Annotated in this window: 22 protein-coding genes; 13 read left to right on the plus strand and 9 right to left on the minus strand. The window is 59.5% G+C overall.

Going from position 1 to position 25,918, the window contains the following annotated elements:
- The first annotated feature begins 95 nt into the window (after positions 1–95).
- The 6 genes from N1078_RS06910 to N1078_RS06935 all read left to right on the plus strand — a co-directional run bounded on the left by N1078_RS06910 (position 96) and on the right by N1078_RS06935 (position 9,980).
- A complete protein-coding gene (locus N1078_RS06910; RefSeq protein ID WP_274087472.1) occupies positions 96–1,511 on the plus strand; it encodes a di-heme oxidoreductase family protein in 1,416 nt (471 codons plus the stop codon).
- Between the two features lie 9 nt (positions 1,512–1,520).
- The gene (locus tag N1078_RS06915) at positions 1,521–2,582 is read left to right on the plus strand and encodes an imelysin family protein (protein WP_274087473.1); all 1,062 of its coding nucleotides are present in this window, start codon (positions 1,521–1,523) and stop codon (positions 2,580–2,582) included.
- A 9-nt stretch (positions 2,583–2,591) separates the two neighbouring features.
- A complete protein-coding gene (locus tag N1078_RS06920; RefSeq protein WP_274087570.1) occupies positions 2,592–3,686 on the plus strand; it encodes a DUF1513 domain-containing protein in 1,095 nt (364 codons plus the stop codon).
- 273 nt (positions 3,687–3,959) lie between these two features.
- Positions 3,960–5,585, plus strand: a complete 1,626-nt coding sequence (locus tag N1078_RS06925) for a methyl-accepting chemotaxis protein (RefSeq protein WP_274087474.1) — start codon at positions 3,960–3,962, stop codon at positions 5,583–5,585.
- 187 nt (positions 5,586–5,772) lie between these two features.
- Positions 5,773–6,903 carry an efflux RND transporter periplasmic adaptor subunit gene (locus tag N1078_RS06930; RefSeq protein WP_274087475.1) on the plus strand — a complete coding sequence of 377 codons (1,131 nt, stop codon included), beginning with the start codon at positions 5,773–5,775 and terminating at the stop codon, positions 6,901–6,903.
- 26 nt (positions 6,904–6,929) lie between these two features.
- Positions 6,930–9,980 carry a multidrug efflux RND transporter permease subunit gene (locus N1078_RS06935; protein ID WP_274087476.1) on the plus strand — a complete coding sequence of 1,017 codons (3,051 nt, stop codon included), beginning with the start codon at positions 6,930–6,932 and terminating at the stop codon, positions 9,978–9,980.
- 100 nt (positions 9,981–10,080) lie between these two features.
- Here N1078_RS06935 and N1078_RS06940 read toward each other — a convergent pair whose 3' ends face one another.
- The 5 genes from N1078_RS06940 to N1078_RS06960 all read right to left on the minus strand — a co-directional run bounded on the left by N1078_RS06940 (position 10,081) and on the right by N1078_RS06960 (position 14,344).
- Positions 10,081–10,305 carry a hypothetical protein gene (locus tag N1078_RS06940; protein ID WP_274087477.1) on the minus strand — a complete coding sequence of 75 codons (225 nt, stop codon included), beginning with the start codon at positions 10,303–10,305 and terminating at the stop codon, positions 10,081–10,083.
- Positions 10,306–10,889: 584 nt separating this feature from the next.
- Entirely contained in the window at positions 10,890–12,533 is a 1,644-nt protein-coding gene (gene groL / locus N1078_RS06945) for a chaperonin GroEL (RefSeq protein WP_274087478.1), read from the minus strand.
- A gap of 58 nt (positions 12,534–12,591) precedes the next feature.
- Complete coding sequence (locus N1078_RS06950; RefSeq protein WP_019827816.1) at positions 12,592–12,885, minus strand: co-chaperone GroES; 294 nt, start codon at positions 12,883–12,885, stop codon at positions 12,592–12,594.
- Between the two features lie 214 nt (positions 12,886–13,099).
- Positions 13,100–13,549, minus strand: a complete 450-nt coding sequence (locus tag N1078_RS06955) for an FxsA family protein (RefSeq protein WP_274087479.1) — start codon at positions 13,547–13,549, stop codon at positions 13,100–13,102.
- A 63-nt stretch (positions 13,550–13,612) separates the two neighbouring features.
- Positions 13,613–14,344: a HugZ family pyridoxamine 5'-phosphate oxidase gene (locus N1078_RS06960; RefSeq protein ID WP_274087480.1), complete on the minus strand. Its 732-nt coding sequence runs from the start codon at positions 14,342–14,344 to the stop codon at positions 13,613–13,615.
- Positions 14,345–14,529: 185 nt separating this feature from the next.
- Here N1078_RS06960 and N1078_RS06965 point away from each other — a divergent pair, with 185 nt between their 5' ends.
- Entirely contained in the window at positions 14,530–15,288 is a 759-nt protein-coding gene (locus tag N1078_RS06965) for an SDR family oxidoreductase (protein ID WP_274087481.1), read from the plus strand.
- A gap of 182 nt (positions 15,289–15,470) precedes the next feature.
- On the opposite strand, the gene N1078_RS06970 is transcribed toward N1078_RS06965, so the two are convergent.
- Positions 15,471–16,475, minus strand: coding sequence for a DUF481 domain-containing protein (locus N1078_RS06970; protein ID WP_274087482.1), 1,005 nt, complete (start codon positions 16,473–16,475; stop codon positions 15,471–15,473).
- Between the two features lie 110 nt (positions 16,476–16,585).
- Positions 16,586–17,584 carry a DUF481 domain-containing protein gene (locus N1078_RS06975; protein ID WP_274087483.1) on the minus strand — a complete coding sequence of 333 codons (999 nt, stop codon included), beginning with the start codon at positions 17,582–17,584 and terminating at the stop codon, positions 16,586–16,588.
- On the opposite strand from N1078_RS06975, the gene N1078_RS06980 reads away from it, so the two are divergent.
- From N1078_RS06980 to N1078_RS06990, 3 genes are all read left to right on the plus strand, one after another.
- Entirely contained in the window at positions 17,583–17,975 is a 393-nt protein-coding gene (locus N1078_RS06980; protein WP_443218095.1) for an MGMT family protein, read from the plus strand. The two genes, N1078_RS06975 and N1078_RS06980, sit on opposite strands and share 2 nt — an antisense overlap.
- Positions 17,976–18,018: 43 nt before the next feature.
- A complete protein-coding gene (locus N1078_RS06985) occupies positions 18,019–19,563 on the plus strand; it encodes an AmpG family muropeptide MFS transporter (RefSeq protein WP_274087484.1) in 1,545 nt (514 codons plus the stop codon).
- Positions 19,564–19,641: 78 nt separating this feature from the next.
- Positions 19,642–20,367 carry a lipopolysaccharide kinase InaA family protein gene (locus N1078_RS06990; RefSeq protein ID WP_274087485.1) on the plus strand — a complete coding sequence of 242 codons (726 nt, stop codon included), beginning with the start codon at positions 19,642–19,644 and terminating at the stop codon, positions 20,365–20,367.
- 23 nt (positions 20,368–20,390) lie between these two features.
- Here N1078_RS06990 and N1078_RS06995 read toward each other — a convergent pair whose 3' ends face one another.
- Both N1078_RS06995 and N1078_RS07000 read right to left on the minus strand, forming a co-directional pair.
- Complete coding sequence (locus tag N1078_RS06995) at positions 20,391–21,221, minus strand: mechanosensitive ion channel family protein (protein WP_274087486.1); 831 nt, start codon at positions 21,219–21,221, stop codon at positions 20,391–20,393.
- A gap of 112 nt (positions 21,222–21,333) precedes the next feature.
- On the minus strand, positions 21,334–21,813 hold the full coding sequence (locus N1078_RS07000; RefSeq protein WP_274087487.1) for a YajQ family cyclic di-GMP-binding protein: 480 nt from the start codon (positions 21,811–21,813) through the stop codon (positions 21,334–21,336).
- A 151-nt stretch (positions 21,814–21,964) separates the two neighbouring features.
- Here N1078_RS07000 and N1078_RS07005 point away from each other — a divergent pair, with 151 nt between their 5' ends.
- The 3 genes from N1078_RS07005 to N1078_RS07015 are packed head-to-tail and all read left to right on the plus strand — an operon-like array spanning position 21,965 to position 25,916.
- Positions 21,965–22,930, plus strand: coding sequence for a GGDEF domain-containing response regulator (locus N1078_RS07005; protein ID WP_274087488.1), 966 nt, complete (start codon positions 21,965–21,967; stop codon positions 22,928–22,930).
- Between the two features lie 12 nt (positions 22,931–22,942).
- Positions 22,943–23,851 (plus strand): putative 2-dehydropantoate 2-reductase, encoded by a 909-nt coding sequence (locus tag N1078_RS07010; RefSeq protein ID WP_274087489.1) that lies wholly within the window; start codon positions 22,943–22,945, stop codon positions 23,849–23,851.
- A gap of 46 nt (positions 23,852–23,897) precedes the next feature.
- The gene (locus tag N1078_RS07015; protein ID WP_274087490.1) at positions 23,898–25,916 is read left to right on the plus strand and encodes a sensor histidine kinase; all 2,019 of its coding nucleotides are present in this window, start codon (positions 23,898–23,900) and stop codon (positions 25,914–25,916) included.
- Positions 25,917–25,918 lie beyond the last annotated feature (2 nt).

Raw genomic sequence — 25,918 nt, forward strand, 5'->3', positions numbered from 1 at the left:
ACTTTTAACCACCACTGATAATGCAAATCCGTCTTATTTAATGCAGATCAGGCTGTTAATATCGGCGGCCTGTTTTTCTGTCGCGGACCTCTCCCATGCTTGCGCCGCATCGCATTGCTTTCCTGCTGGCCTTGAGCCTGAGCTTGGTCGCCTGCGATAAACCCCCACAGTTCACCCAGGCAGAGCCTGGCGAAGCCCTGTCTGCCGGCAGTGCCACTGTGCGCAAGGCAGACCAGAATGCCTTTTCCTTGCCCTCGGCTAATCTGTCGCCTTCACGTCGGCTGGATTTCAGCGTTGGTAACAGTTTCTTCCGCAACCCTTGGATTAGCGCACCGGCCACCACTACCGCGCGTGATGGGCTGGGCCCGCTGTTCAACACCAACGCCTGCCAGAACTGCCATATCAAGGACGGTCGCGGCCACCCACCAGGCCCGGATGCGCAGAACGCGGTGTCCATGCTGGTACGCCTGTCGATCCCGGCTGGCAGCGAGCATGCGCAGATCATCAAGCGCCTTGGCGTACTCGCCGAACTCACCTATGGTAGCCAATTACAGGACATGGCCAATCCCGGCACGGCGCCTGAGGGCAAGGTACGGGTCAGTTACAGCCTGCAGCGCGTGAGCTTTGCCGATGGCCTAGAGGTCGAACTGCGCAAGCCTACCCTTGAGATCAGCCAGCTCGGCTACGGCGCCCTGCATCCCGACACGCTGTTTTCCGCTCGTATCGCCCCACCGATGATCGGTCTCGGCCTGCTGGAAGCCATTAGCGAGGCTGACATCCTGGCCAATGTCGACCCTGAAGACCGCAACGGCGATGGTATTTCCGGGCGCGCCAACCAGGTCTGGGACCGTGCCGAGCAGCGCACAGTACTCGGGCGCTTCGGCTGGAAAGCCGGGCAACCCACGCTCAACCAGCAGAATGCCGACGCCTTTGCCAATGACATGGGCCTGACCAGCAATCTGATTAGCCAGGACAACTGCACGGCGGCGCAGCTGGACTGCCGCACCGCGCCTCACGGCGGCGAGCCGGAAGTCAGCGACAACATTCTCGCCAACGTGCTGTTCTACACCCGCAACCTCGGCGTACCCGCACGACGCGGCGCGGACACCGCGCAGGTAATCGCCGGCAAAAACCTGTTCTACCAGGCCGGCTGCCAAAGCTGTCACACCGCGCAATTCACTACCGCCGGCGACGCTGCCGAACCAGAGCTGGCCAATCAAACCATCCGTCCGTACAGCGATTTGCTGCTGCATGACATGGGCGCCGGCCTGGCCGACAATCGCCCGGAGTTCCTCGCCAGCGGCCAGGAATGGCGTACCCCACCGCTGTGGGGCATTGGTTTGACGGAAACGGTTAATGGTCACACCCAGTTTCTGCATGACGGTCGCGCACGCAACCTGCTAGAAGCCATCCTCTGGCACGACGGCGAAGCGCAAGCCGCCAAACAACACGTCCTGACCTTCAACGCTGATCAGCGCCATGCGCTGTTGGCTTTTCTGAACTCGCTGTAGGAGTCACTCATGATCCGCTCCCCCCTGGGCCTGGCCCTACTCAGCCTGACACTCACGGCTTGCAGCCCGAGCAACCCGCAACAGCAGGTCAGCCAGGCGCTGGCCGATGGCGTACTGCTACCCATCTACAGCGCTTGGCACGAAGCCGACCGCCAACTGGCCGTGAGTGCCCAGGCCTTCTGCAGCGACCAGCAGAGCCTGACCGAGGCCCGCCAGGCCTTCGCCAGCGCGCAAAGCGCCTGGGCCGCGGTACAACCGGCAGCTGCCGGTCCTCTGGCCGAAGGCAACCGTGCGTGGCAAGTGCAGTTTTGGCCCGACAAGAAAAACCTGGTCGCGCGCCAGGTTGAAGCACTGCTCAACAGCAAGCCTGAGCTGACGCCAGCCGATCTGGGTAAATCCAGCGTCGTCGTGCAAGGCCTGACAGCCTATGAATACCTCTTGTTTGATCCGGCAATTGACCTGAATAACGCCGAGCAGAAGGCCCGCTATTGCCCGTTGATGATCGCCATTGGTGAGCATCAGCAAGCACTCGCCGCCGATGTGCTGGCCAGCTGGCAGCGTGCCGACGGCATGGCCGCACAGCTAAAGAACTTCCCCAATGAGCGCTACGCCGAAGCAGCGGAAGCGGTGGCGGAGTTGCTGCGCACTCAGGTCAGCGCTATCGATGGGCTGAAAAAGAAACTTGGCACGCCCATGGGCCGTCAGAGTAAAGGCCAGCCACAGCCTTATCAGGCCGAAGCCTGGCGCAGTAAAGCCAGCCTTACCAACCTTGCCGCCAGCCTGGCCAGCGCCGAACGCATTTGGCTGGGTGCCGAACAGGATGGCATGCAGGCGTTGCTCGGCAGCGACCAAGCCGAACTGAAACAGCGCATCAACGCGGCCTACAGCGACACCCGCCAGCGTCTGGCCGCCGCACAGCGTCCGCTTGGCGAGCTGCTCAGCGACGAAGCCGGCCGCGCCGAACTGAACGCCCTGTATGACAGCCTGAATACCCTGCATCGCCTGCATGAGTCGGAGCTGGCGAAGACACTGGGCATTCAACTGGGCTTCAACGCCCATGACGGTGACTGAGTGATGCAGATCAAACGCCGTACCTTCCTCGGTTTGGGTGCTGCTGCCTTAGCGGCTGGCGCCTTGGGTGGCTGGACGCTGATGCACAGCGGCCCACAACCGCTGCTGCTCTCGGCACGCAATGACAGGAGCGGCAAGCATTTTGCGGTGGGCTACCGCCTGGATGGCAGCCAGGTGTTTGCCACCCAGGTCAACGAACGCTGCCACGACGTTATCGGTCATCCGTTTCTACCGATGGCGTTGTTTGTAGGGCGCCGTCCAAGCACCGAGAGCTACCTGATCGACACCCGCGACGGCCGACTGCTGCAAACCCTGCGTTCAGCAAAGCAGCGCCACTTCTACGGCCATGCGGTGTTCCACAAAGACGGCGAATGGCTGTACGCCACGGAGAACGACACCCGCGACCCCGGTCGCGGCGTACTGGGGGTTTATCGCCTGCAAGGCGAACAGCTGCAACGTACTGGCGAGCTCTCCACTCACGGCATCGGCCCGCACCAGCTGCTCTGGCTGCCAGACGGTGAAACCCTGGCAGTGGCCAACGGCGGTATCCGCACCGAAGCCGACAGCCGCGTGGAGATGAACCTCAACACCATGGAGGCCAGCCTGGTGCTGATGCGCCGCGATGGCAGCCTGGTGAGCAAGGAGCAACTGCCAGAGCGGATGAACAGCGTGCGGCATATGGCTGTGGCCAGCGACGGCACTGTCGTCACCGGCCAGCAATACATGGGCGAGCTCAGTGATCGAGTACCGCTCCTGGCGATCAAGCGCCCCGGCCAGCCCTTCCAACACTTCCCGGTCGCCGATGCGCAGCGCCAGCTGATGAATCAATACACGGCCAGTGTGGCAATCCACAGTGAGCTACGCCTGCTGGCCTTGACCGCGCCACGCGGCAACCGGGTGTTTATCTGGGACCTGGACAGTGCAGCGCTGCGCCTGGATGCGCCCCTGGCTGACTGCGCGGGCGTCGGCGCGGTGGCTGAAGGTTTTGTCGTCAGCAGCGGTGTGGGCCGTTGCCGCCTGTACGACTGCCGCGGCGAGCGCATCGCCAGCCAGCCCCTGCAACTCCCCGCTGGCCTCTGGGACAACCACCTGCGCATGGCCTGAAGGCGCTTTACCCGGCTCGGTTGTATTAATACAACCGAGCCGCAGCGTAAACAGAGCCTGAGCAATAGGCACCTTGCGTTACGCGCAACTGTCTTAAATCTGTAACATGCTTGCGGCAGACTAAAGAATATTGCCGGCGCGCCGATCTATACGTTCTATAGGCCGCAACCTCCAGGCAACCCGGCCTAACCGATACCAGTCGATAGGGATCTTCGCAGTTAGGCCACTCAACGGCCTCGGTATTCTGCCTCCCACCTCCAGGGGTATCAGCCATTGTCTCTGCAAAAATCCTTACGCACGCAAATTCTCGCCCTATTTGGCGGCAGCCTGACGCTGATTCTGATCACCGCGCTCGCCTGCTTCAGCTTTCTATCAAATGGCATGCAGAACTACCGCGCCCTGCTCGAGGGGCCGCTGCAAGAATCGACCTTAATCGACGTCGCCAACCTGGAATTCAAAACCCAGGTGCAGGAATGGAAGAACGTATTGCTACGCGGCAACGACAGCGCTCAACTGAATAAATACTGGGGCCAGTTTGAGGCCCAGGAACGCAAGGTTCAGGACACCCTGGGCCAGCTCAGCCTGCTGGCAAGCAATGACCCCACCCTGAAAAGCAAAATCGATAGCCTGCGCCGCGAGCACCAGAACCTGGGCAGCAAATACCGCCTAGGCCGCGACGCCTTTATCGCCGCCGGGGCTGACGCCAAAGCGGGCGACAAAGCGGTTTCCGGCATCGATCGCAACGCCACCCAGCAGATGGAGGCGCTGGCTAAGGAGCTTCATGAACAAGGCGTGCACCAGGCCAGCCTGATCAATACCGCAGCCGACCGCACCATCACCCTTGGCACCCTGCTGATGCTGGGCGCCACCGTGATCATCACGCTATTCAGCATGTGGCTGATCAACCGCAACATGATCAACCCCATCCGTGAGCTGATCGAACACATCACCCTGCTAAGCCATGGCAACTTCGGCAAGCGCGTGGAATCCACCCGCCAGGATGAGCTGGGCAACTTGGCCGTGGCGGCCAATATCCTGCGCGACTTCCTCGCGGACACCTTCAGTCGTCTCAAGCGCAGCACTGAAGACCTCGATACCGCCAGCGGCGAACTCAACTCCATCGCCACCTTGATGGCCCAAGGCACCCGTGAGCAGTTCTCGCGCACCGACCAGGTCGCCACGGCGATGCACGAAATGTCCGCCACGGCGCAAGAAGTAGCACGCCACGCAGCTGAAGCCGCGAACGCCGCCGATGACGCCGACAGCGCAGCCCGCCAGGGTGAAACCGTGATGCAGGCCACCATCCAGACCATCACCGATATTCGTGGCGAAATCAGCAACACCTCCGACGTTATTCGCCGCCTGGAAAGCGACACCGGACGCATCAGCAAGGTGCTGGAAGTGATTCGCGGGATTGCCGAGCAAACCAACCTACTGGCCCTCAACGCTGCTATCGAAGCGGCGCGAGCAGGCGAGCAGGGCCGCGGTTTTGCCGTGGTCGCTGACGAGGTGCGCACCCTGGCTCAACGCACGGCCGAGTCCACTGCAGAGATTCACCAGATCATCGATACCGTACAAACCGGGGCCGTCAATGCGGTACGTGCCATTGAGAGCGGCCAGCAACGCAGCGAAGAAGGCGTGACCCAGGTCACCGAAGCCGGAGCCACCCTGCAGCTGATCACCAGTGCGGTTGAAGCCATCCGCGACATGAACCGGCAGATTGCCACTGCCGCCGAGGAGCAGACCTCGGTCGCCGAAGACATCTCGCGCAACCTCACCGAGATCACCGCCATTGCCACTGCGAATCAGGAGAACGTGCAGCGCACCGAAAGTGCCGGAAAGAACCTACACGAACTGTCTGGACAACTGAGTGACGTGACCCAACGCCTAAGCGCCTGACCCGCGTAACTGTAAGCAAAATGCCAGCAAATGCTGGCATTTTGCTTATTAAACGATCAATAAACCCGCGACAGCCGGCCCGGCAAACTTTTGCAAATGCGAATCTTTGACATGGCTTTTAAGGGGGTCTACTGTGCCCAACTTGCCTATTCCCAGGCCCCTCCCCATCTTGCCAAGGAACCGGAATATGTTGCTCCGCCGCATGCTGATCATGCTCGGCGTGGTACTCCTCGTGGTACTCGCCCTCGCCGCCTATAAAGGCTTCTCCATCTACCAACAAGTGCAGATGTTCTCGGCACCGCAGCCGGCCATCAGCGTGGATGCCGCGGCGGCCGAAGAACGCCCTTGGCAGACCCGCCTGCCGGCTATCGGCACACTGGTCGCCTTCCAGGGCGTCGACCTGACAGTTGAAGTCGCCGGCACCGTACAGAAGGTACTGTTCCGCTCCGGCGAGCAGGTCACCTTGCAGCAGCCGCTGATCCAGATGAACAGCGATGTTGAGCAAGCCAGCCTGGCCACCGCACAGGCTGAGCTGGGCCTGGCGCGTGTGGAATATGAACGCGGCCGCAGCCTGGTCAACCGCCAGAGCATCTCCAAGAGCGAGTTCGACCGCCTTTCCGCCAGCCTGCAAAAAGCCAACGCCAGCGTGGCGCAGCTAGAGGCGCTGCTGGCGAAAAAACGCATCCTCGCGCCCTTTGCCGGCACCATCGGCATCCGCCAGGTCGATGTCGGTGACTACCTGGCCTCCGGCACCGCCATTGCGACCCTGCAGGACCTGAGCAAGCTCTACGTCGACTTCTTCCTGCCAGAACAGGCCGTGCCCAAGCTGGGCATCGGTGAACGCGTGCGCTTCAACGTGGCGGCCTACCCAGGCGAGGTGTTCGAGGGCGAAATTGCCGCCATCAACCCCAAGGTCGAAGACACCACCCGCAACGTGCAAGTGCGCGCCATGCTGGTCAACCCGGATAGCAAGCTGCTGCCCGGTATGTTCGCCAACTTGGAAGTGCTGCTGCCGGGCGAGCAGAACGTCGTTGTCGTACCGGAAACCGCGATCACCTACACCCTCTACGGCAACTCGGTGTACCTGATCAGCGAGAAAAAGGATGACAACGGCCAGGTGGTCAAAGACGACAACGGCCAGGCCGAACTGGCAGTCGAGCGCCGCTACGTCGAAACCGGCGAGCGTCGTGAAGGCCAGGTGGTGATTGTCAAAGGTCTGCAAGCCGGTGAGCAGGTGGTCTCTGCCGGCCAGCTGAAGCTGGATAACGGTGCCCACGTGAGCATCGCCAACGCGCAGGACAAGCCGAGCGCCGAGTAATCGCGCAGGCTCAAAGGAACTTATTTATGGCTTTTACTGATCCCTTTATCCGTCGCCCGGTACTGGCGACGGTGGTCAGCCTGCTGATCATCCTGCTTGGTTTCCAGGCATTCAGCAAACTGACCATTCGCCAGTACCCGCAGATGGAAAACGCCCTGATCACGGTGACCACGGCTTATCCCGGGGCCAATGCCGAGACCATTCAGGGCTATATCACCCAGCCGCTGCAACAGAGCCTGGCCAGCGCCGACGGCATTGATTACATGACCTCGGTAAGCCGGCAAAACGTGTCGATCATTTCAATCTACGCGCGTATCGGCGCCAACAGCGACCGTTTGTTCACCGAACTGCTGGCCAAGGCCAACGAGGTGAAAAACCAGCTGCCGCAGGATGCCGAAGACCCTGTACTGAGTAAGGAAGCCGCTGACTCCACGGCGCTGATGTACGTCAGCTTCTACAGCGATGAACTGTCCAATCCGCAAATCACCGACTATTTGTCACGCGTCATCCAGCCCAAGCTGGCTACCCTGCCCGGCATGGCCGAGGCCGAGATTCTCGGCAATCAAGTGTTCGCCATGCGCCTGTGGCTCGACCCAGTGAAGATGGGCGCCTATGGCGTGACCGCTGGCGACGTCAACGAGGCGGTGCGCAAGTACAACTTCCTCGCCGCGGCGGGTGAAGTAAAAGGCCAGTACGTGGTCACCAGCATCAACGCCGAAACCGACCTCAAGTCCCCCGAGGCCTTTGCCGCTATCCCGCTGAAAACCGTGGGCGATAGCCGGGTGCTGATCCGCGATGTGGCGCGGGTGGAAATGGGCGCAGAAAGCTACGACGCAATCAGCTCCTTCGATGGCACGCCATCGGTGTATATCGCCATCAAGGGCACGCCCGGGGCCAACCCGCTGGATGTGATAAAAGAAGTACGCAAGGTCATGCCGGACCTGGAAGCCCAGCTGCCACCCAACCTCAAGGTGTCCATCGCTTACGACGCCACGCTGTTTATCCAGGCGTCCATCGATGAGGTGGTCAAGACCCTGTTTGAAGCGGTGCTGATCGTCATCGTCGTGGTGTTCCTGTTCCTCGGCGCCTTCCGCTCGGTGCTGATCCCGGTAATCACCATTCCGCTGTCGATGATCGGCGTACTGTTCTTTATGCAGCTCATGGGTTACTCGATCAACCTGCTGACATTGCTGGCCATGGTGCTGGCGATCGGCCTGGTGGTGGACGATGCCATCGTGGTGGTGGAGAACATCCACCGGCATATCGAAGAAGGCAAAACGCCTTTCGATGCGGCCATCGAAGGCGCGCGGGAGATCGCCGTGCCGGTGGTGTCGATGACCATCACCCTGGCGGCGGTGTACGCGCCTATCGGCTTCCTTGAAGGCCTCACGGGCGCGCTGTTCAAGGAGTTTGCCCTGACCCTGGCCGGTGCGGTGATCATCTCTGGCATCGTCGCCCTGACCCTGTCACCGATGATGTGCGCCAAGCTGCTGCGCCATGAAGAGAATCCATCGGGCTTGGCGCACAAGCTCGACCAGATTTTCGATGGCCTCAAGCAGCGCTATCAGCGCGCCCTGCACGGCACCCTGGACACGCGCCCGGTAGTGTTGGTGTTTGCGGTGATCGTCATGTGCCTGATCCCGGTGCTGCTTAAGTTCACCAAAAGCGAACTGGCCCCCGAGGAAGACCAAGGCATCATTTTCATGATCGCCAACGCACCGCAGCCCACCAACCTGGAGTACCTGAACAAGTACACCGATGAATTCGTCAGCATCTTCAAGGAGTTCCCCGAGTACTACTCCTCGTTCCAGATCAACGGCTTCAACGGCGTGCAATCGGGTATCGGGGGTTTTCTGATGACCCCGTGGAACGAGCGCGAGCGCACGCAAATGGAGATCCTGCCGGAGGTGCAAAGCCGCCTTTCGCAAATTGCCGGCCTGCAGATCTTCGGCTTCAACCTGCCCTCCCTACCGGGCACGGGTGAGGGCCTGCCGTTCCAGTTCGTGATCAATACGCCGAGTGACTATCAGTCACTGCTGCAGGTGGCGGAGAAGGTCAAAACACGCGCTGTAGAGTCGGGCAAGTTTGCCTTCCTCGACGTTGACCTGGCCTTCGATAAGCCAGAAGTGGTGGTGGAGATCGACCGCGAGAAAGCCGCGCAAATGGGCGTATCCATGGAAGACCTCGGCCTGACGCTAGCCAGCCTGCTCGGTGAAGGCGAGATCAACCGCTTCACCATCGACGGGCGCAGCTACAAGGTGATTGCCCAGGTCGAGCGCGCGTACCGCGATAATCCCGAGTGGCTGGGCAGCTACTACGTGAAAAGCGAAAGCGGCGCGATGCTGGCCCTGTCCACCCTGGTCAAGGTCAGCGACCGAGCCCGGCCGACCCAGCTCAATCAGTTCCAACAACTCAACTCGGCGATCATTCAGGGCGTACCGATCGTCAGCATGGGTGAAGCCATCGAAACCGTTGAGCAAATCATGCGCGAGGAAGCACCCGCAGGTTTTGCCTACGACTTTGCCGGCGCCTCGCGCCAGCTGGTGCAGGAAGGCAACGCGCTGTACGTGACCTTTGGCCTAGCCCTGGCGCTGATCTTCCTGGTGTTGGCGGCGCAATTCGAAAGCTTCCGCGACCCACTGGTGATTATGGTCACGGTACCGCTGTCGATATGTGGCGCGCTGATACCGCTGTTCCTCGGCCTGTCGAGCATGAACATCTACACCCAGGTGGGCCTGGTCACACTGATTGGCTTGATCACCAAGCACGGCATCCTGATCGTCGAGTTCGCCAACCAGCTGCGCCGCGAAAAAGGTCTGTCGCGGCGTGAGGCCGTTGAGGAAGCGGCGGCGATTCGCCTGCGTCCGGTGCTGATGACCACCGCCGCGATGGTCTTCGGTATGGTGCCGCTGATCCTCGCCACCGGCGCCGGCGCGGTCAGCCGCTTCGATATTGGCCTGGTGATCGCCACCGGCATGTCGATCGGCACCTTGTTCACCCTGTTCGTGCTGCCCTGTGTCTACAGCCTGCTGGCGCAACCGGATGCACCCGCAGCACCTGCCAAGGCTCACGGATAACACAGCGAAGCGAACCGTGGCGGCCATGGAAGGCCGCCCACAAAAAAGCCCTGCATTGCAGGGCTTTTTTGTGGGCATCAAGTACCTCAGGTAACGCGTATCAACCTTGCGAGCGCGCGCCCTGGGACAGGCTAAACATAAACAGCAGCAAGTCCTGATCAGGCCTCATCACCTCGCTTGCGCGCGCCTGCAGCGGTATCGGGCAATAGCCACGTTCGCTCAACGTGATGACCTGGGGGCTGGCTTCGTGCCAAGCCGCCGCCGCGAGCGAGGCCACGCTGAGTGCGCCTACTAAAAACAAACCTCGTGCGATTTCTAACTTCATCACTGCAACCTCTTGATAGCGCTGCCAAACGCTGTTTGTAGACCCTAGTTCACTGATCACCGCTGCGTCGCGTTAGGCGACAGACGGCCGTTAGTGCCAGACGCTTCCGGCAACTGCATTCAGATCGTCCTGATCCACACGCAAGCCATTTGGCAGGCCACGCCTTCGAACCGCACACGCACCAATGGTTCAATACTTCAGCAAACCAGGGCATGGCCCCAGGCGGTAACAACCTCAGGGGCACTTAATTGCCCATTTGCATTAAGGCAGTGCGCCATAGAGCACAGGGTTTTAAAGCCGGCACTGGCAAACCGTAACCGACACAACCTCTACCCACCCCGTAAAAACAGCGTGGTAGAGCACATCCAGGTGAGGTCAAAACAAGAAGCGGCATGGCTGCTTAGCAGCACTGCGCAAATTGACAGGCTCCAGTCCGGGAGCACGGATTACCCAAAGCAATTGGCGTACCGCTTTGTTGTGCCGGACTGTTATAGCGCAGAAAAATGAAAACCCCGTGACAGGCACGGGGTTTTCTTTACAACGTACAGGCCGCCTGGCGACGGCCTGTGAGGGGCCGGGCTGGCTTACATCATGCCGCCCATGCCACCCATGCCGCCCATGTCTGGCATACCGCCAGCGGCTGGCTTGTCTTCAACCACTTCGGCGATCATCGCTTCGGTGGTGATCATCAGGCTACCGATCGAAGCGGCAGCTTGCAGTGCCGAACGAGTGACCTTGGCCGGATCGAGAATACCCATCTCGATCATGTCGCCGTAGGTGTCGGTCGCGGCGTTGAAGCCGTAGTTGCCCGAACCCTGCTTGACCTTGTCGACCACTACGCTTGGCTCGCCACCAGCGTTGGCAACGATCTGACGCAGTGGCGCTTCAACAGCGCGACGCAGCAAAGCGATACCCACGTCCTGATCAGCGTTGTCACCTTTCAGTTCGCTGATGGCCTGCAGAGCGCGAACCAGTGCCACGCCACCGCCAGGTACCACGCCTTCTTCAACGGCTGCGCGGGTAGCGTGCAGGGCATCGTCAACGCGGGCTTTCTTCTCTTTCATTTCAACTTCGGTACCGGCACCGACTTTGATCACGGCAACACCGCCAGCCAACTTGGCCAGACGCTCTTGCAGCTTCTCTTTGTCGTAGTCGGACGAAGTGTCTTCGATCTGCTTACGGATCTGCAGAACGCGCGACTCGATATCAGCCTGAACGCCAGCACCGTCGATGATGGTGGTGTTTTCTTTGCTCAGGATCACGCGCTTGGCGTTACCCAGGTGCTCCAGGGTGGCGCTTTCCAGGCTCAGACCGATCTCTTCGGAGATAACGGTACCGCCAGTCAGCACAGCGATGTCCTGCAGCATGGCCTTGCGACGATCGCCAAAGCCTGGCGCCTTAACGGCAGCGACTTTAACGATACCGCGCATGTTGTTCACAACCAGAGTCGCCAGGGCTTCGCCTTCAACGTCTTCAGCCACGATCAGCAGTGGGCGACCGGACTTGGCCACAGCTTCCAGAACTGGCAGCAGCTCACGGATGTTGGAGATCTTCTTATCAACCAGCAGGATCGCCGGGGCGTCGAGCTCGGCCACCATGGTGTCCGGCTTGTTGATGAAGTAAGGGGACAGGTAACCGCGGTCGAACTGCATGCCTTCAACAACCGACAGTTCGTTTTCCAGGCCCGAGCCTTCTTCAACGGTGATCACGCCTTCTTTACCGACTTTTCCCATGGCTTCGGCAATGATTTCACCGATGGAGCTGTCGGAGTTAGCGGAAATCGAACCGACCTGAGCGATGGCCTTAGTGTCAGCGCATGGCTTGGACAGGTTCTTCAGCTCAGCAACGATGGCGATGGTCGCCTTGTCGATGCCGCGCTTCAGGTCCATTGGGTTCATGCCAGCAGCGACGGCTTTCAGGCCTTCGTTGACGATGGCTTGAGCCAGAACGGTGGCGGTAGTGGTGCCGTCGCCTGCGTCATCGTTAGCACGGGAAGCAACGTCTTTAACCAGCTGCGCGCCCATGTTCTCGAAGCGATCTTTCAGCTCGATTTCTTTGGCAACGGAAACACCGTCTTTAGTGATGGTCGGCGCGCCGTAGCTCTTCTCGATGATCACGTTACGGCCTTTCGGGCCGAGGGTCGCTTTTACTGCGTCAGCCAGGACGTTGACACCGGTGAGCATTTTTTTACGGGCGGAATCGCCGAATTTAACTTCTTTAGCAGCCATGATGGTTATTCCTTAATTCGTTCAAATAGAGCGGAATTCGTAGCGACGGGCGCTGAAATCAACCTTCAATTACGGCGAGAATCTCGTTCTCAGCCATTACCAGCAGGTCTTCGCCATCAACTTTGACGGTGTTGCTGCCGGAGTACGGGCCGAACACCACTTTGTCACCGACCTTGACGGCCAGCGCACGCACTTCACCGTTGTCCAGCACGCGGCCGGTACCGACAGCGAGGATTTCACCGCTGTTGGCTTTCTCGGCAGCGGAACCTGGCAGCACGATGCCGCCTGCGGTTTTCTTTTCTTCTTCGCTGCGACGGATTACGACGCGGTCATGCAGAGGACGAAGCTTCATTGTCGATCTCTCCCAATAGATGGTTTTTCGACCGGTGTATGCACCGGTGGGTTAGCAAAATCCGGCTAGGCCGGTAGCACTACGCCAGGCGCAGCGCTGAAGTCTGATTTGTCTGAATGACAAAAAACCTTGCGGTGACCGCTACATAAGGGCGCGCGGAGGGATTTCAAGGGCTGAGGGTGAAATCTTTATCGAAAATTACCCGCCGGCGTACTCACTCGCGACGTTCGTACTCGCCTTCCAGCACATTCGGCCGCACTTGACCCGAGCGCGCGGCCTGGTCATCGAAAAAGGCGCGCTGACGCATGGCCTGTTCAGCCGCACGCAGACGCACCTTGTTAACCAACAGCCGACGGGTGAAGGGAATCAGACAGAAGATCCCGAAGAAATCGCTGATAAAACCGGGTAACAGCAACAGGCCACCGCCGACAGCAATCAGCAGGCCTTCAAGCATTTCCTGCTCAGGCAATTCACCACGCGCCAGTTTTTCCCGGGCACGCCACGCTGTAGCAACACCCGCCACCCGCAGCAGCACACTGCCGAGAATCGCCGAGCCTACGACCAGCAGCAGAGTCGGCAACACGCCGATGGTGCTGCCCACTTGAATCAGCACGGCCAGTTCAATCAGCGGGAAGAGCAAAAATAAGAACAGAAAAGCACGCATCAAAGGTTCCTTAACGGAAGAACAGCTTCCAGTAGAAGTGAAGTATGGGGTATCGCGCGGAATTCAAGCTGAAGGCTGACCATCGGTCGGCCAGACTGCGGCGCGGGCCAGGGTTACCAGGGCCTGGCGCACCTCAAGCGGACTGTTACAGGATGTTGGAAAGGCCAGCCAATGCACCCCTTGGGCAATACGCAGGTGGAAGCCTTCGCTGTCGACACCAACCATCTCGGCGGGGGCCTGACTGGGTAAACCGGCCAATTCGACGTAATGGTCGATGGCCACGGCATGATCGCTGTTCATGTGCTCGAGCATGCTGAGTTCACTGTCGCCGGCAAACGGATTGCTCAACGCCACCTGATCCAGCCAATGAATCGCGCCAAAACCACCGATATAACGCCAGCGCACCGGCTCCAGCCGCCAGAAATCGAAGTCATGCGCCTGGTGATAACCGCGCGACTCGGGGAAATAGCGGTAATAGCGCTGCGCGGCGGCCTCAATCTGCGCGCCATCCTGCAACGGTCGGGCTTCAGCGAGCAACGTGAGGCGACCAACCGCCTGCACATCCTCCGCACCACGCTCGCCCACCAGCAGTGAGCATTTGCCATCTTGTTTGAGGTTGTGGGTGTGCTGGGCAATGCGGCTGATCAATATCAGCGGATAACCGTCGGCATCCAGGCAATAGGGCACCACTGATCCGAAAGGGAAACCCGGCATGGCCTTGGAATGGGTGCTGAGCACGCCCCGGTATTCCTTGAGCAGCAATTCTCGGGCATGCTTGCCGGCTTTCACGCTCACCTTATGACTCCTTGCATAGAATCCGTCACTAACGGACAGGCGCTTTAGGATAACGGTTACAGCGCCGGCAAGGTTACACCGCAGAGCCGATTGAACCTCTCGTACGCCGAGCCAAACACTCTTAACGCGTTATGGCCGGCGCGGCAGCAGAGGTTGCAGCGGTTCCATTTACTTGGGGATACGCAATGCAACTCAAAGACAAAGTTATCGTCATCACCGGCGGCTGCCAGGGCCTGGGTCGCGCCATGGCCGAGTACCTGGCCGAGAAAGGCGTCAAACTGGCGCTGGTCGACCTCAACCAGGAAAAGCTCGACGAAGCCGTGGCCGCCTGCAAAGCCATGGGCGTAGAAGCGCGTGCTTACCTGTGCAACGTCGCCAATGAAGAACAAGTGATCCAAACCGTGGCGCAGATTGCCGACGATTTCGGCGCGATCAACGGCTTGGTGAACAACGCCGGCATCCTTCGCGACGGCCTGACCATCAAGGTCAAGGACGGCGAAATGACCAAGCTGAGCCTGGCCCAGTGGCAGTCGGTAATCGACGTCAACCTCACTGGCGTGTTCCTCTGCACACGTGAAGTGGCGGCGAAGATGATTGAGCTGAAGAATGAAGGCGCGATCATCAACATCTCCTCGATTTCCCGCGCCGGCAATATCGGCCAGGCTAACTACTCCGCCGCCAAGGCCGGTGTAGCCGCTGACACCGTGGTCTGGGCCAAGGAACTGGCACGTTACGGCATCCGCGTTGCGGGCGTGGCACCGGGCTTTATCGAAACCGAAATGGTTGCCAGCATGAAGCCGGAAGCGCTGGAGCGCATGACCTCGGTTATCCCGCTGCGCCGCATGGGCAAGCCGGCCGAGATCGCTCACTCGGTTGCCTACATCCTGGAAAACGACTACTACACCGGTCGGATCCTTGAGCTGGACGGCGGCCTGCGGTTGTAATCCGCACCGATCTGCTGCGCGTCGGCCACCCGTCGTTAAAAGCACTCGCGGGCTTGCTCATTTACAGCTGTAAACTCCGCGCCCGCGAGTGCTTTTGCCTAGGCTGACTCTAGCTCGCGAGAGCTTGAATGTTTAAAACAAAAAGCCCCGCATCTGCGGGGCTTTTTGTTTACAGCCTCAGCTTACCAACCGACGCCAAAACCCAAGCTATAACGAGTTTCGTCCAGCTCGCCTTCCGAGCCACTAACCAGGTCTTTCTCGGCCTTCATGTTCAGCGAGGCCCAGTCGGTCAGTTTGTAGCGCAGTCCTACGACGGCATCCAGGGTGTAGTCCGCGACATTCGCCAGTGGCTTACCCACCTCCCCATCGCTGAACAACTCGACACTCTTACCGATCAAGTAGCGGTTGTAATCCCACTTCATGCTCACGGCGTAAAAACGGTCTTGCTCGCCATTTTCATACTCATAGTCGCTGCGATTAAGCAGAGCACCCACGGAAAAGGCGCCCAGCTCATTGTCCCAGAACTGATAACCCGGCCCGGTGCCTAGCGTACGCTGACGACGCACGTCTTCAATGCGGTCACGCTTATATTCCATACGCCCCTGCCAGAACCATTTCTCAGTCAAAAAACGGTCAAGCGCATATTCGGCACTCCAGTCATCGGTGGTCACCACGTCATTCTGGAACTCACGGTTGTATTCCGCCTCGCCGTGGTGCCGCCACAAGCCATGGCGCGCCTGGGTTTTCAGGCTGACGTCATAGTCGTCGGTGTCGCGCTCGGCACGTTTGTAGTCCAGCGCGGCATCAATATTGCCCTTCCAAACGAGGTCCTCAACCAATGGCTTGGGCTTGAGAATCTGTTGAATACTGGCCAACTCAATGGTCTTGGGCGCCTCGCCGTTGACCAGCGTGACCTTGCCAGGTTCCGCCGCCTGCAGGGCTTTTGCCCGCTCGCCGCTGATGGCGCTTTCCTTGACCAGCAATTCCTGATCACTTTCTAGGGTAGCGATCTTGCTCCAGCTCAAGGCAATGGCACCGCCGTAGTCGGTTACCAGCAGCAGCTTGCCTCCGTCGTAGAACTTGATCTTGCCGGTCAGGCGGTCGCCGTTTTTCAACCAGACGGTGTCCGCCAATGCGGGTGTGGCAGCAAGCGTAAGGGCCAAGCAAAGCAGGGTTCTGGAAAACATAGGGAGAGGCTTTCTATCAAGGTGTGTGCGGAGGGCCGCGCATTATCCGTACGCACGCTGCCAGAGCAAGCACTGACCGACAGATGCACCGTGAGTTCAGCCTATTCGCCTTACCAACCGACACCCACCCCCAACAAATAGCGCCGCTCACTTGCGGACTGACCGAGCCCGCGCACTTGATCCAGCTCGTACAGCAGCGACAGCCGCGCCCATTGGTTCAGGCGGTAACGCAGGCCTACTTCACTGTCGAGTACATAGTCGATCTGCTCGATATCCGGCAGCTGTAGCTCGGCCGTACTGTAAAACTCCAAACGAGTGCCCCAGAGCAGACGTTTGTAATCCCAGGAAACCGAGTAGGTGTTGAGTGCCAGATCGGCATCGCGGGTTTGCAGTTGCAAACGATTGAATTGACCGACCACATCCAGCCGACCTAATTCGTTGTCCCAGAAACGATAACCCGGCCCTGTTCCCAGCGAACGCTGACGGGTGAAGAAGGCGAACTCATCTTCATTCTGTTCGGCACCGACCCGCCAGAACCAGTTATCCGTGATAAAGCGGTCAAGATCGTATTCCAACTGCCAATTGTCTGCGGTTTTCGCCCCATTCTTGACCTTGCGCTCCAAGTCACCGCTAAGTACGTGCCGCCAGCGCCCATGCTCCATGCGCGTATTACCCTTGAATTTCCACTCGTCGGTGTCGTTGTCATCGCGTTCCATATCAAGCTTGGCGTCCAGGTTGCCCTCCCAAAGACGGTCCTGCAGCACCGGTCTCGGTGGAATCAACCGCGTGATGCTGGCCAGCGGTACCGTCTGCGTACGCTCACTGACAACCCGCACCATGCCTTTGCCGGCGGCTTCCAGCTGATTACTGCGCTCGCTGTCGAGGCCCTGACGCCGAACCAGCAGGGGTTTGTCCGAACGCAGGGTGTCGATATCCTTCCAGGCAATCAGCACCTGTCCGGCATATTTGGTCTTCAGGGCCAGTTTTCCGCCATCGAGTAGAACTATCTCGCCGCTCAGACGGTCACCATTGTTCAGCCACACCGTGTCCGCCCACACAGGCGCGGTCAGACTAAGACTCAATAAACACAGCAGGTTACGTAGCAGCATGTTGGAAAAGCCAGATAGCGAGCCAGGACAAGTGCCGCAGCATGCCGCGCCAGGTCAGCACACAGCAAGCCAGACGGAGCGCTGCACGGCACTTTATGCAGCGCTGAGCCTAATACCCGCAGGCCGCGTGGTGAGCTACGGACAACTGGCCGCCTATGCCGGTTTGGGCCGCGCCGCGCGTTGGGTCGGGCGCACCCTCAGCCAACTACCGGACGGCACAACCCTGCCGTGGCACCGGGTCATTTGCGCAGGCGGGCGCCTCGGCTTACCTGCCGCTAGCCACGCCGGCACAGAGCAGCGCAGCCGCCTACGCGAGGAAGGTGTGCAAATCCATAACGATCGGGTGGATATGCCGCGCTATGGCTGGCGCCCAACAGAGCACAGCGGTTAGAGTGCGCCCTTTGTTAGGTCAATCTCAGGCTGATACCCCTTTAATGCCTCGTAAAAGCTGGCGTGATGCCATTGCTGCCTACTCCAGCCCGTCGACGTTGGTGCTGCTCCTGCTTGGGTTCGCCGCCGGCCTACCCTATATGCTGGTGTTTTCGACCCTTTCCGTCTGGTTACGCGAAGCCGGTGTAGCGCGCGACACCATTGGCTTTGCCAGCCTGATCGGCTTGGCGTATGCCTTTAAATGGGTGTGGTCGCCCCTGCTCGACCAATGGCGCTTACCGCTGCTGGGCAAGCTGGGCCGGCGCCGCTCCTGGCTGGTGCTGTCACAGATACTGATTGCCATTGGCTTGGCCGGCATGGCCCTGTGTGACCCACAAACCCACCTGACCTGGCTGATTTCCCTGGCTGTCTTGGTGGCCTTCGCTTCAGCCACCCAGGACATCGCCGTAGACGCCTATCGCCTGGAAATTGTCGACGACACCCGCCAGGCTGCACTCGCCGCCAGTTATATGGCCGGTTACCGCGTTGCCGCCCTACTGGCCACCGCCGGCGCGTTATATTTTGCCGAAGGTTTTGGCTCCACCGCCCTGCTCTATCAGCACGGTGCCTGGGCTGGCACCTACATGCTGTTTGCCATGTTGATGCTCCCCGGGCTGCTGACCAGCCTGTGGATGCGCGAGCCGGATGTGCCGTTGCGCACCCAACTCGCCGCGGCGCGTTATGGTTTCAGCCATCAAATTGCCTCGGTGCTGGTGTTGATTGTGCTGCTGGTATCGGTACCGGCGATGTTCACCCAGTTTTATTACACCGACTTTGCCAGCCTGATTAATGGTCAAAACAGCGTGCTCGACCTGCTGCTGGAAGACCGCGCCTTCCTGCGCGCTCTGCTCTACACCATTCTCAGCGCCCTGTGCTTGTCGTCCATGGGCCGTCGCGGCCTGGCCCCCGTACTGACGCCGGTCAACGACTTTATCGTGCGCTACCGCTGGCAGGCCTTCCTGCTGCTGGGCCTGATTGCCACCTACCGCATGTCGGACACCGTGATGGGCGTAATGGCCAACGTGTTCTATATCGACCAGGGCTTTACCAAAGATCAGATCGCCAGCGTCAGTAAGCTCTTTGGCCTGGTGATGACGCTCGTGGGGGCCGGGGTCGGCGGTTTGCTGATCGTACGGTTCGGCATTATGCCGATCCTGTTTATTGGCGGCGCCGCCTCAGCAGCAACTAACCTGCTGTTCCTGATGCTGACCGGCATGGGCGCGGATTTGCAGATGTTGATCGTGACCATTTCAGCCGACAACTTTAGCGCTGGCCTGGCGACGGCGGCATTCGTCGCCTATCTGTCGAGCCTGACCAACCTGAAATTCTCCGCCACCCAATACGCCCTACTCAGCTCAATCATGCTGTTGTTACCACGACTGATCGGTGGTTATTCAGGCGTGATGGTGGAAACATTCGGCTACGCCCAGTTCTTCCTGGTGACGGCTGCACTGGGTATCCCGACCTTGATCCTGATTATTCTGCAATGGCGACGCGAACAGTCACAGCCACAAAAGGCCAGCGGAGCTATCCCAACCGAGCACCCATAACAATAATCCGAGAGTGGCCGTATCAGGCCAACCGGCATAGGTTTTGCTGGTTGCAGACACCCACATTAAGGGCAAATTATGTCAGCGATATTGAGCACCTCAAACACGTCATCCAAGTCAGCCGGCTTCGAAAGCTGGTGGCAGACCCAAGGTGAGTGGGTCGAGGAACCCAACGATCGCCGAGGCGGTTACAGTGGTGTGCAGCGTATTTACAAAGACGCCACGCTACTCTACGCAAAACGCCAAACGAGCCATATTCACCGCAGCCTGCTCCACCCTTTTGGCCGGCCAACCGTACTGCGTGAGCAAGAAGCACTGCTCGGCGCCCGCAAGGCTGGCGTCACCGTCCCCGAAATTGTTTACTGCGCAGCCCAGCGCAGCAGTGATGGTTGGCGAGCACTGCTGATCACCAAGGCGCTGGAAGGTTTTCAGCCGATTGATCAATGGTATGCCAGCAACGGGCGCGAGCAATGTGGCGAAACACTGCATCAGCAACTGCTGGTAGAAGTCGCCCACACGCTTGCCCGCCTGCACACTGCGCGCTGGCAGCATGGCTGCATCTATATCAAGCATATTTTTGTGCGCATTAACGGCGAGGGCTCTGCAGCTGCGCCCGAGGTCGCACTGCTTGATCTAGAGAAATGCCGGCGCCGTTTGACCAGCAAGCAGGCAGCCATGCATGACATGCTGCAGCTGAGGCGCCATTCGCCCTGGGATCAAACCGACTGGAAATACCTAGTAAGCCATTATCAACACGCGATGGGCCGCGACTTCAACGAGCTGTACAACGCCACTCGCCGCTAACGCGGCGAGCGCTCAAGCAAGGCTCAACTGTTCTGTTGCACCAAATGCACCACGCGCTGCGGGAATGGAATGCCAATACCTGCCTCGTCCATGCGCTCCTTGGTCTGCTCGGTAAAGGCGAAGGTGACCGGCCAAAAGTCGGGCGTTGCCACCCACACTCGTAAAGACAGGTTGACTGCACTGTCACCCAGCCCGGTCACAAACACCACGGGAGCGGGTTCGCTGTGCACGCGCGGGTCTTTAGCGATTTCCAGCAGCACGTCACGCGCCGTTTTGATATCGCTGGAGTAATCGATACCCACATTAATGTCGACGCGACGCTTAGGCTCGCGCGAATAGTTGGTGATATGACCATTCGACAAGCTGCCGTTGGGCACGATCACCACTTTGTTATCGGCAGTTTTCAGTGTGGTATGGAAAATCTGAATGCTGTCGACACTGCCCGATACGCCCTGCGCCTCGATCCAATCGCCGGCCCGGAACGGACGAAACAGCATGATCAAGACGCCGCCCGCGAAGTTTGCCAGGCTGCCTTGCAAAGCCAGGCCAATGGCCAGACCGGCGGCACCGATGACGGCTATAAAGGAGGTGGTTTCTACCCCAACCATCGAGGCCACGCTGACCAGCAGCAGCACTTTCAGCACGATGCCGACCAGGCTGCAGATAAAACTGCCGAGCGCCCGGTCAACCTGACGCATGTCGAGTACACGGCCAATACTGCTGACGAGCTTACTGACCAACCACCAACCGATCAGCAAAGTGATCAAAGCCAGGGTCAGCTTGCCACTGTATTCCAGCACGACGGGCAACCAGGCTTCCGACATTTTCACGACTTGTTCGACGTTAAATTCCATTTGTTAATCCTTTTTAAAGCCTAAAAACAAACCGCCACGGCAAGCCGTGGCGGTTTTACTGCACTTACACCGTTGCGACGCCTGCTCGGCGCCAAGGTTCAATACTCACGCGTTAATCGCGAAAGTTGTTGAACTGCAAGGGCATACCAAAGTCCTTGGCACGCAGGGCGGCAATCGCTTCCTGCAGGTCATCACGCTTCTTGCCGGTAATACGCACCTGCTCGCCCTGGATAGCAGCTTGAACCTTGAGCTTGCTGTCCTTGATGTGCGCGACGATTTTCTTCGCCAAGTCCTTCTCGATGCCTTCACGCAGGATCACTTCCTGCTTGACGCTCTTGCCCGATGGGTAGGCGTCCTTAAATTCCAGGCACTGCACGTCAATCTTGCGTTTGACCAGGCAGAGCTTGAGAATCTCAACCATCTGCTCCAACTGGAAATCCGCATCGGCTGTCAGGTTGACAGTCAGCTCTTTCAGCTCAAAGCTACCTTTACCGCGCAGGTCATAACGACGGTCCAGCTCTTTAATGGCACTGTCGATGGCGTTGGTCACTTCATGTTTGTCCAACTCGGACACCACGTCGAACGAGGGCATGGGCTTACTCCTGATAGACGGCGCGCCCTGCATCACGAATGGGGCACACCTGGCTTGACGGTAAAAAAACCCGGCCATTATATAATGCTAGCTGCACACACTGCCCGGCGAAGTACCGGGCCCACGTGATTTCCCTTTAGCGAGCCTGTCCATGTCGAACCCCCACCTGAGTATTTTGGTCGTCGATGACGCCAAGTTCTCCAGCGCCATGATCGGGCGCGCCCTGAGCCAGGCGGGTTATCAGGACCTACGCTTCGCCAGCAGCGCCGCCGAAGCCATCAAACTGCTCGAACAGCGCCCCGCCAGCGTTTTATTGGCCGATTGGCTAATGCCGGAGATGAATGGCCTGGAATTGACCGTGCAGGTGCGTCAGTTCGACGAAATGGCTCACCACTACACCTACGTCATCCTGCTCACCGGCAAGGAAGGCGAAAACGTACTGAGCGAAGCCTTCGACAGCGGTGTTGATGATTTCATTAGCAAAGCGGCTATGAACGAGCAACTGCTGCCACGGGTCTTCGCCGCCGACCGTCTGTGCAATAGCCTGCAGCGCCTACTGCAAGAAAATCGCCTGCTCACCGAAAACATCGCCAGCCTAGAGCAACGCAACCTGATCGACCCGCTCACAGGCCTGGGTAACAACCGCTATTTGCATCAGAAGATGCTCGACAGCCTGCGCCAGATTGAGTCTCGTGGCGGCGCGCTGTGTTACCTGCTGATTGGATTACAGGACGTTCACAGACTGCACCAGCAGCATGGCGAGGCCTTTTATAACGAGCTGCTGAGCGGTGTTTCCCGACGCCTGCAGCAGTTAGTGCGGCCACTGGATGTGTTGGTGCGTCTGGATGAAAACCACTTTGGCCTCATCACCCTGCTAAGCGACCTGCACGAGTGTTCGCCCAGCAGCTTTAAACGCCTGCACGATGGCATCAACCTCAAGGCCTTCAAAACCAGCGAAGGCTTTATCAGCCTCAAAGCCGGGATAAGCCTGGTAGGCCTCGACGCCAAAGGCCTGCCCTGTACCGCGGAGCAAATCACTCAACACGCCGAGAAATTGCTGAGCGAGTCTTACAGCAGCGGCCGCGTAACGGCAGTGCGCCTGCCGTTGCCGCAGTAACCCGCGTTAAACATGTGGCATATCCTTGGGGCCGGCAGCCTGGGCACCCTGTGGGCAACCCGCCTGGCGCGGGCTGGCCTGCCGGTGCAGCTGATCCTGCGTGATACACAACGCCTTCGCAGCTATCAACACGCCGGCGGCCTGACCCTCATTGAACAGGGCCAGGCCCAGCACTTCGCCATCACAGCCCAAACAGCCGCCGATCCGCAACCGATCCAGCGCCTGCTGCTGGCCTGCAAAGCCTACGACGCAGCCACCGCGGTGAGCCAACTGGCGCCACGCTTAGTCGACGGTGCAGAAATTCTATTGCTGCAAAATGGCCTGGGCAGCCAGGACGAGGTCGCGCGCGCGGCCCCACATGCGCGCTGCATTATGGCGTCCAGCACCGAAGGCGCGTTTCGCCAGGCGGACTTCCAAGTGGTGTTTGCCGGCCACGGCCATACCTGGCTCGGCGACCCACTTGATGTGCAGCCGGCAGCCTGGCTGGCTGATTTACAACGCGCCGGTATTGCCCATGACTGGAGCCTGGATATCCTCAGTCGCTTGTGGCGCAAACTGGCGCTGAACTGCGCCATCAACCCCCTCACTGTGCTGCATGACTGCCGCAATGGCGGGTTGCGCGAACACCCGGCGCAGGTCGCCTGCCTGTGCAGTGAGCTGAGTGAGTTGCTGCAGCGCTGCGGCCACAGTGCGGCCGCCGAGAACCTGCATGACGACGTGCAGCGAGTGATCCTGGCCACCGCCGCCAACTATTCTTCCATGCACCAAGATGTCAGCCAGGGCCGACGCACAGAAATCGCCTACCTACTGGGTTATGCCTGCGACGCTGCGCAGCGCCACCAACTGCAGCTGCCGCATTTACATGCCCTGCACGACCAACTACTCACGCACCTCAACGCGCGCGGATTGCCCAGTTACTGAGCCGCGCGTTAACCTGCCGACACGTTCACCACCGACACACCTCGCCATGCCCCTGCGTCAGCGCCTTGAAAATCTCCCGGTCGGCCGCAAACTGCTGGTCGCTCTGCTGGCATTGCTGGCCACCGTACTGCTGGTCGCCAACCTGGCCTTTATCAGCGCCGCTTACTGGATTTCCCAGGAAAGCATGGCCCCCCAAGCGCTGCACACCCTCGGTCGGCTGATTGCCAGCCCACAGTTGAGCAAGCATGCACTGAGCTCTCCCGCCGCGGCCAAAGCCTTGCTCAAGCGCCTGGATGACTACGCACCGCTGCGCGCGGCGATGATTTATGACGCCGACGGCCTGAGCCTGGCGCAGCTGCAGCGCGGCAGCAAACTGCAGCTGCCGCAGCACATTGAAGAGGTCGAGTCCTGGCGGCACAGTGAGTTTCGCATCAGTCAGTTAATCGAATTGCCCCAAGACACCGGCCATTCCGGCCATTTGCTGTTGGTCGCCTCCAGCGAACTGCCGGGGGTGTTCTACACCGGCACACTGACCGCCAGCCTGGTGATTCTCGCCCTGAGCGTCTTGCTCTGGCTGATTGTCTCGCGCCAGGTACGCCGCCTGATCACCCGCCCGATCCGCCGCCTGGAAGAGCTCTCACGCCAAGTCACTCGCGAGGAGAACTACGCCTTGCGCGCACGCCGCGGCAACGCTGACGAAATCGGCGGCCTGGCTGATGCCTTCAACACCATGCTGGTGCGCATCGAAGCCCGTGAGCAACAGCTCAAGCGCGCCCGCGATGACGTCCAACAAGCCTTCGACCAGGCCCAGCACCTCGCGGAAGAAACTCGCCACTCCAACCGTAAACTGGAGCTGGAAGTACAGGTGCGCAGCAAGATCGAGAAAAAGCTCACTGGTTTTCAGAACTACCTCAACAGCATCATCGACTCCATGCCCTCGGCCCTGATCGCCCTCGACGAGCAGCTCTATGTGACGCAGTGGAACCAGGAAGCCAGCAGCCTGTCCGGCACCCGCCTGGACGAAGCACTGAATCAGCCGATTTTCCTCGCCTTCCCGCCGCTCAAACCCTTCCTGCCGCAGCTAAAACGCACTGTCGAACAGCATCAAGTGGAAAAAATCGAACGGGTCACCTGGGGCAGCAATGAACAACCTCTGCACTTCGCCCTGACCTTCTACCCGCTGACCGGCAGCAGCGGTCGTGGCGTGGTGATCCGCATCGACGACATCACCCAGCGCCTCAACCTCGAAGAAATGATGGTGCAGTCAGAGAAGATGCTCTCCGTGGGTGGCCTCGCCGCCGGCATGGCGCACGAGATCAACAACCCCCTGGGGGCCATCCTGCATAACGTGCAGAACATCCGCCGGCGCCTGTCACCGGAGCTAGAAAAAAACCGCGAACAGGCCGAACAAGCTGGCATCTGCCTGGAAGCCATCGACCGTTACCTGCAGGCCCGAGAGATCCCGCGCCTGCTCGATGGCATTCAGCAGGCCGGCAGCCGCGCCGCCAAGATTGTCAGCCACATGCTCAATTTCAGCCGCCGCAGTGATCGTCAACTCGCTCCGTGCCACTTGCCAGCGCTGATCGACCAAGCCGTGGAAATCGCCAGCAACGACTTTGACCTGACTGATAGTTTTGACTTCAAGAGCCTGAACATTCAGCGCGAGTTCGCGGCCGATCTACCCGCCGTCCCCGCCACCGCCAACGAACTGGAGCAGGTGCTGCTCAACTTGCTGAAAAACGCCGCCCAGGCGATTCATCAGCGCAGTGACAGCCAAGTACCAGGACAGATCATTCTGCGAGTACGCCTGGCCGGGGCGTGGGCCGAGATCCAGGTCGAAGATAACGGCGTCGGTATGCCCGAATCGGTGCGCAAACGCATCTTCGAGCCGTTCTTCACCACCAAGGAAGTCGGCCAGGGCACCGGCCTCGGCCTATCGGTTTCTTACTTCATCATCACTAATAACCACAAAGGGCAGATGGAGGTGCAGTCCAAACCCGACCAGGGCACCTGCTTCACCCTGCGCCTGCCGCTGCCAACCGCCACTCCTGATACAGGCATTTGAAT

Source organism: Pseudomonas sp. MIL19 (assembly GCF_028680365.1).
GTDB lineage: Bacteria > Pseudomonadota > Gammaproteobacteria > Pseudomonadales > Pseudomonadaceae > Aquipseudomonas > Aquipseudomonas spirodelae.